Annotated in this window: 4 protein-coding genes; 3 read left to right on the forward strand and 1 reads right to left on the reverse strand. The window is 34.2% G+C overall.

Features of this window, described 5'->3' with window-relative positions; translation table 11 throughout:
- Window positions 1-35 precede the first annotated feature (35 nt).
- A complete protein-coding gene (locus ACYSNX_RS07020; RefSeq protein WP_461753970.1) occupies window positions 36-2,222 on the reverse strand; it encodes a M3 family metallopeptidase in 2,187 nt (728 codons plus the stop codon).
- A gap of 173 nt (window positions 2,223-2,395) precedes the next feature.
- On the opposite strand from ACYSNX_RS07020, the gene ACYSNX_RS07025 reads away from it, so the two are divergent.
- From ACYSNX_RS07025 to ACYSNX_RS07035, 3 genes are all read left to right on the forward strand, one after another.
- Entirely contained in the window at window positions 2,396-4,390 is a 1,995-nt protein-coding gene (locus ACYSNX_RS07025; protein WP_461753971.1) for a S8 family serine peptidase, read from the forward strand.
- Window positions 4,391-4,673: 283 nt separating this feature from the next.
- Window positions 4,674-5,738 carry a type II asparaginase gene (locus tag ACYSNX_RS07030; RefSeq protein ID WP_461753972.1) on the forward strand — a complete coding sequence of 355 codons (1,065 nt, stop codon included), beginning with the start codon at window positions 4,674-4,676 and terminating at the stop codon, window positions 5,736-5,738.
- A gap of 100 nt (window positions 5,739-5,838) precedes the next feature.
- Window positions 5,839-7,182, forward strand: coding sequence for an anaerobic C4-dicarboxylate transporter family protein (locus ACYSNX_RS07035; protein ID WP_461753973.1), 1,344 nt, complete (start codon window positions 5,839-5,841; stop codon window positions 7,180-7,182).
- The last annotated feature ends 372 nt before the right edge of the window (window positions 7,183-7,554 follow it).

A 7,554-nucleotide genomic window follows, 5' to 3' on the forward strand; every position in this document is an offset into this window, starting at 1 on the left:
AATTGGTAGCTTTTTCTATATATAGTAATGTAAAATTATTTTACAGTAAAACCAGAATTCTTTAAGTATGCATCCATACTTGGTTCTTTTCCTCTAAATTCTTGGTAAAGAACATCTCCTGATTTAGAATTTCCTTTAGAAAGTATTTTTTCACGGAAATAGTCTCCATTTTCACGTGTAATACCTCCGTTTTCTAATAACCACTGGTAAGCATCATTATCTAATACTTCTGCCCATTTGTAAGAGTAGTATCCAGCTGCATATCCTCCACCGAAGATATGGTTAAAATAAGAAGAACGGTATCTTGGAGGTACTTGCTCTATATCTAAACCATATTTAGCTAAAGCTTGTTTTTCAAATTCTTGTACATCTTCTACAGTAGCATCTTCAGGTAAAGTATGCCATTCTAAGTCTAATAAAGAAGCACCAAGTACCTCACTTAAATTGTATCCTTTGTTGAAGTTTCTTGCATTTTCAATTTTCACTAATAATTCCTGAGGGATTACCTCTCCTGTCTCATAGTGTTTTGCATAATTCTTTAAAATAGCAGGATCAAATGCAAAATGCTCATGGAATTGAGAAGGTAGTTCCACAAAATCCCTAGAAACTCTTGTACCTGATAATTTAGGGTAAGTTTGGTCAGAGAAAAATCCATGTAAAGCATGTCCAAACTCATGGAAAACAGTAACTACGTTATCTAATGAAAGTAGCGCTGGTTGTCCAGGTGCTGGTTTTTGGAAGTTTCCAACGTTATAAATAACTGGTAAATTATTTAATAATTTAGATTGGGTAACAATACTGCTCATCCAAGCTCCTCCACGTTTAGAGTCTCTTTGGTAGTAGTCAGTATAGAATAATCCAACTGGAGTTCCGTCTTCATTGAATATTTCATATACTTTTACATCCTCTTGCCATACTGGAATATCTTTTCTTTCTTTAAAAGTAATTCCATAAAGCTCTGTAGCCATGTGGAATACTCCATTTTCTAAGACAGAATTAAATTCAAAATAAGGTTTAATTTCATTTTGATCTAAGTCATACTTTTCTTTTCTAATCTTAGAAGAATAGTATTCCCAGTCTGCTGGAGTTAAAGTAAATGGATCTTGTTGTGCATTTACTGCTGTTTTTAATTCATTTGGTTGTAAAGCGCTATGGTTTTGCACTTTATTCATATAAGCTTGTAATTCTGCAGCTTCTTCATTAGCACTTTGTACAGCATAAGGACTCATCTTCTCTAATAATGCGATTGCATTAGTAGGATTCTTTGCCATACTAGTCTGTAAAGACCACTCTGCATAGTTATCATACCCCATTAACTTGGCTTTTTGCGCTCTTTTTTTAGCGATTTGTGCAATAGTTTTTGTGGTATTGTTTTTATCATCTTGCTTTTCAGCTCTTTGCCAAGCTTGATCGTAAAGTTTTCTTCTTGTTTGTGGATCCTCAAGTACTGCCAAGTCTGGTTGCTGGGTAGTATTGTTTAAATCTATAAGATAAGTTCCATCAGGTTGCTTAATAGACTCTAGCTGTGCATCTGAAAGACCTTTTAATTCTTCTTTAGTAAAGCTTACTCCTCCTTGTTTTGTAGCAGCTAATAACTGATCAGAGAAGGTATTAGTTAAAGTAGCTAATTCTTGATTAATTACTTTTAACTGCTCTTTTTGTTCTTCATTTAAATTGGCACCAGCAATTTCGAAACCTTGGTAATAAACCTCTAAAAGTCTTTGTTGCTCTTGGTTTAAATCTAAATTATCTTGGTTATCGTATAATACCTTAATTCTTTGGAATAATGGATCATTCAAATAAATGGCATCAGAGTGCTGTGCAAACACTGGTGATAACTCACTGTTTATTTGTTTTAATTCATCATTGGTATGTGCTCCAATTAAAAGGAAATATACAGCGCTAACTCTATCTAAGAGTTCGCTAGATTTTTCCATTGCTACAATAGTATTATCAAAAGTAGGAGGTTCTGGATTAGTAGCAATTGCGTTAATAGCTTCTTGTTGACGACGCATTCCTTCTAATAAAGCTGGTTTAAAGTCTTTATTTTTAATGTTGTCAAAATCTGCCGTTCCATAAGGCAAGTTACTTTTTTCTTGAAAAAAAGCATTGGAGGAATCCCAATTTTGAGATTCTTGGTTGTTGTCTTTGTCCTTTTGGCATGAAACCGATAAAAGAGAGGCTCCTGCAAAAACACTTAGTACTGCTTTTTTAGCATTCATAAATTAAGGTATTTGAGTTAGTTGGTGTCAAATATATATAATATCTTAGTAATATGTTGTTTTATCTAGGATAATAATGCGCTACTATAAGGTATATCTCAAAGGTTTTCTCTCTTTTTAAGGAAATCAACTAAAAAAACAACCGTTAACTCCTTTTTATTATAAGTAGTATAGTGAAAATAAAAATATATAGTATCCTATTTTGTTTTGCCTGTGGCTTTGCTTTTTCGCAAAGTGCTCAGGTGCGTCAAATAATGACTAGGGGAACTTCCTTGCAAACCCAAAATGAATTAATTGAGCAATTTAATTGGCAAAAAAAACAAGATGAGCAAAGTAAGGCCTTTATTTTAAAAGATACTTTGGAGGTATTAGTACCAAAGGACCCTGTTTATAGCCTAGAGAGAATCAACCCCGATGGAGTTTATATTTATTATAGTGTAAACAATAGTAAAGCCGCAGAATTCTCTCGAGTGCATTACTTACAAAGAGGACTGTTGGAACTTAAAGGGGAAAAGCTCTTAGGGCAAAATATGTTCGTTGGATTATTAGATGCCGATGTAGTATTAGATAGTCATAAGGAGTTTGGTTGGGATGGGACTAATACAAGAGCTCTTGTAATGGATAAGGCAAAAGAATCTTCCCTTGTTTTTGATTTAGGCTCTTCCCAAAGTATAGATAGGCGTAATCACGCTACCCATGTTGGAGGAACCTTAATAGCAGGTGGTTATAAAAGCAATGCTTTGGGCATATTACCCTATGGTCAGTTATATAGTTATAATTGGGACAAAGATATTTTAAAAATGGTATCTCTTGCATCAAATGGGGTTTGGCTATCGAATCATTCCTATGGGATTGCTACTATTTCAAAAGATAATATAGCTTTAATACCTGCCCATTATTTTGGTGTTTACTCTCGTGAGGCCAAAAACTTTGATACAGTCATGAGAGAATTCCCTTATTATCAGGCGGTGGTAGCAGCAGGTAATGATAGGAAAAACTACGCAATTCTCAATCCTAGTAAAAAAGGAAAGGATTTATTAGTGGGATATGCCCTTGCAAAAAATGCTATTGTTGTAGGAGCAATTCTAGGGGAAAGATTAACTAGTAAAGGAGTAAAATTCTTAGAAACCAATTTTAGTAGTTATGGCCCTACTGCTGATTTTAGGGTGAAACCAGATATTGTGGCCAATGGAGTAGGAGTGTATTCGAGTATTTATAGTAGTCTAGATGGACCTGAAAATGCTAGTTATGGTTTAAAATCAGGAACCTCAATGGCTACACCTGTGGTAAGTGGTATTCTTACCCTTTGGCAACAATGGGTAATTGAAAATAGAAAAATCCCCTATAAGGCAAGTAGTATTAAGGCTATAATGATTCATTCTGCCGAGCCCTTAGAAACGTCTTTGGGGCCTAGTTATCGTTATGGATGGGGGTTGGTAAATGCCTATAGTGGTCTTTTATTACTTAAGAATTCTTTGGAGCAAAAATCTCTGATTCTACAAGAGGCGATTTATGATAATCAAGGATTTTCAGCAAGCGTTTTTCTTAAGGAAGATAGTCCTAGTGTGAGCTTTACCTTAGTATGGAATGATTTAGCTGCACAGGATAAGATACAGTTAAACCTCGATGGACAAACGCCTGATTTAATAAACGATTTAGATATGCGTATTATCGGGCCAGACGGGCAAGAACACTTTCCTTGGGTACTCAATAAAGACTATAATAATTTGGTTGCTATCCAAGGTGATAACGATGTAGATAATGTGGAGAAAATAGACATTTTCGATGCACTAAAAGGAGAGTATATCATTAATATTCGCCCTAAGGGTAATTTTATCAATAATTGGCAGGATTTTTCTTTAGTAGCAAGTGATCAAAATTTTGGAGGGTTAAGTCTGGTGCCAAGGCAGCAAAAACAGGAAGACTTGACATTTCAAGTATGGCCTAACCCTGCCCCAGATAAATTACACTTATTAATACCCGAGCAAATTGTATTTGATAAAAATGAGTTAGAGGTCTACAATATTAAAGGGCAATTAGTTTATTCTAAAGTTATTTTCAAGGTCGATCACTATGAGTTAAATGTAGCTCATTTTGAGCCTGGACTTTATTTTTTAAAATTAAAAGGCAGTTTAAAAGACTATCAAGCCAAATTTATAAAGAAATAAGGTCAGAAGTGTATAATGATTTTTTTATACGAAGATCTCTACTATCCAAAGAATAAGAAGTTTAGGATTTTATTTATAAGGAAAGAACATAGACAACGGTCTTGAGAGGCTTTAAATACAAGGATACAGTAGTATTTTTAATACAATAAGGATATATTTGCTTTACTAGGTTAGACAAGTATAGGGATAGTATTTCTAACTCAATCTTGGCTAAAATGCGTTACACTGTAATCTGTTTTTTTCCTAGTAAACAATAAAAACTACAAAATAAACTACAAAAATTATGAAGAAAACATTTACTATTGCTCTGATGTTCCTTTGCAGTATGCAAATTTTTAGTGCTAACCAGCAAACGCAAAATAGCAAAAAACCAAGAATTATCATTTTAGCAACAGGAGGAACTATCGCAGGCTCAGGAGAGTCTTCTACTAAGGCAGCTTATACAGCAGGAAAAATTCCTATTGAAACACTTTTAGATGCAGTACCTCAAATGAAGGATATTGCCGATATTCAAGGAGAGCAAATTGCACAAATTGGAAGCCAAGATATGAATGTAGAAACTTGGTTGAAACTAAGCGATAGAATTAATGAGATTTTCAATGAAGATTTAGCAGATGGTGTAGTTGTAACCCACGGAACGGATACACAGGAGGAAACGGCTTATTTTTTAGATTTAACAGTAGAGTCTAATAAGCCAATTGTTGTAGTTGGAGCTATGCGACCTGCAACGGCAATGAGTCAAGATGGTAATAGAAATCTTTTAGATGCTGTAATGGTTGCTGCAAGTCCAAATAGTAAAGATGTAGGTGCAGTTATCGCTATGAATGAGGCAGTTTTTGCCGCTAGAGATGTAACAAAAACAAATACTACTAACATGGCTACTTTTCAATCTAGAAACTTTGGACCTATAGGACTGATTTTTGATGGAAAAGTAAGCTATTACTATAAAAGTATAAAAAACCAAGGTCCTTTCTTTAATGTACAAGGATTAAAAAATCTACCTGAAGTAGAAATTGTGTATGGATATGCAGGAGCAAGCGACAGAGCAGTAAGAGCTGCTATGAGAGATAAAGTAAAAGCAATAGTATACGCTGGTGTAGGAAATGGAAACTTTAACCAACAAGTAGGAGCTTCTTTAGAAAAAGCTGCTAAAGATGGAATTATTGTTTGTCGTAGTGCAAGAGCAGGCGAGGGACGTGTTACTTTGAACAATGAAGTAGATGATGAAAAACTAGGTTTTGTTGTAGCAGACGATTTAAGCCCACAAAAGGCTAGAATTTTATTAATGTTGGCTTTAACAAAAACACATAACATAGAGGAAATTCAAAAAATATTATTTGATTATTAGTTTAGAGTACGAAAAAGAAGTACCTTTAACGAGAATATTAAAAATAGAGTGTATATCTTAAGGTATACACTCTATTTTGTTTAGATAAAATATTGAAAAGATGTTGTTTATTCAATTTTTAGTGCTTTTAAGTATGATTCTGATCGGCTCTCGCATGAAAGGAATCGGATTAGGAGTAATGGGAGTAGTTGGATTAAGTATTTTTGTATTTATTTTCCAAATGAAACCAGCAGAACCACCCATTGATGTTATGATTGTGATTATGACTATCGTAACAACTGCTGCTGCATTACAGGCTTGTGGTGGATTAGACTATTTAGTTAGTCTTGCAGAGAGAATAATTAGAAGTAATCCTTCTAATATTGTTTTTATAGGACCTTTTACCGTTTACTTCTTTTGTTTGTTTGCAGGTACTGCTCATTTACTGTACTCTTTACTTCCTATTATTTCCGAAGTAGCTGCAAAAAAGCGAATTCGTCCTGAACGTCCTCTAAGTATGTCTGTTATTGCCTCTCATATGGCTATAACTGGAAGTCCTATGAGTGCTGCTACGGCTGCTTTTGCAGGAGCAGGTATCTTAGGATATCCTGGAGCTTTGGTAGATATTATGAAATATAGTATACCAGCTTGTATACTTGGTATACTTATCGGATGTTTTTCCGTTTTAAGAAAGGGGAAAGATTTAGATCAAGATCCGGAATTTTTAGAAAAGATGAAAGACCCTGTATTTGCTGAATCTATGGATAGCGATGTGGACTCTAACCCCAATTCTATAGGTAGAGGTGCTAAAGTTTCTGTGGTTATTTTCTCTTTAGCTGTTGGGATGATCGTTTTATTTGGAGCTTTTCCAAGTCTGTTACCAGTATTTGAACCAGGAGAGTCTAATTTGATTTTAAAAAGCAATGGGGAATTACAAATGGTAGGTGTTATTAGTATGATTACTTTATCTGCTAGTGCATTAATGCTTTTAATTACCAAAACTTCTGCTGTGAAGGTTACTCAAACTTCTTTATTTACATCTATGGCTACTGCTGTTGTAAGTGTTTTTGGAGTTGTTTGGATGAGTAAGACCTTTATTGATCATAATATGGGGGAGATTAAGTTATTTTTAAGTGCAGTGGTAGATGAGTACCCTTGGACATTTGCCTTTGCGGTATTTATTTTAGGAGCTTTGATGTTTAGTCAAGCGGCAACTACAAAAACGATGATGCCTTTAGGAATGGCTCTTGGGATTGGTAATCCAGCTTTAATTGCGATTTTCCCTGCTGTAAATGCTGATTTCGTTCTTCCGGGTTACCCTACTTTATTAGCAGCTATTAATTTTGACCGAACAGGTACTACTAAAATAGGCAAGTATGTCTTTAATCACAGTTTTATGCTACCTGGGCTAGTTACTGTTATTTGCGCTATAGCTTTAGGGTTTTTATTTATAGGTTTATATTGATATATCTCTATATATAAGGTAGTATTTGAACTACCTTAATATGGGAGAAAAGGGAAGTAACTCTAAAGTGGGTATTATTTATAAAATAATATAAGGTCTATTTGGTTAGATTTAAGATAGTTAGTTTTTTTGCGGAAAAAAGAATTAAAAAAAGCATGTATAAAGTTTGGAAGTAAGGAATAAGTTTCTACTTTTGCACCCGCATTAAGCAAGACGATCTTATACAAAAAGAAGTAAAGTTACCTTTTAAAAACATTAAAGAAATTTTAAGAAAAATAAATTTGGATAATGAAAAAATAAGGTGGTATCTTTGCAGTCCGCTTTAGGAAATACGAGGGCTGGCAAGAAATTAAAGAATGAAAATTTTCGAAA

Source organism: Myroides sp. LJL115 (genome assembly GCF_054871665.1).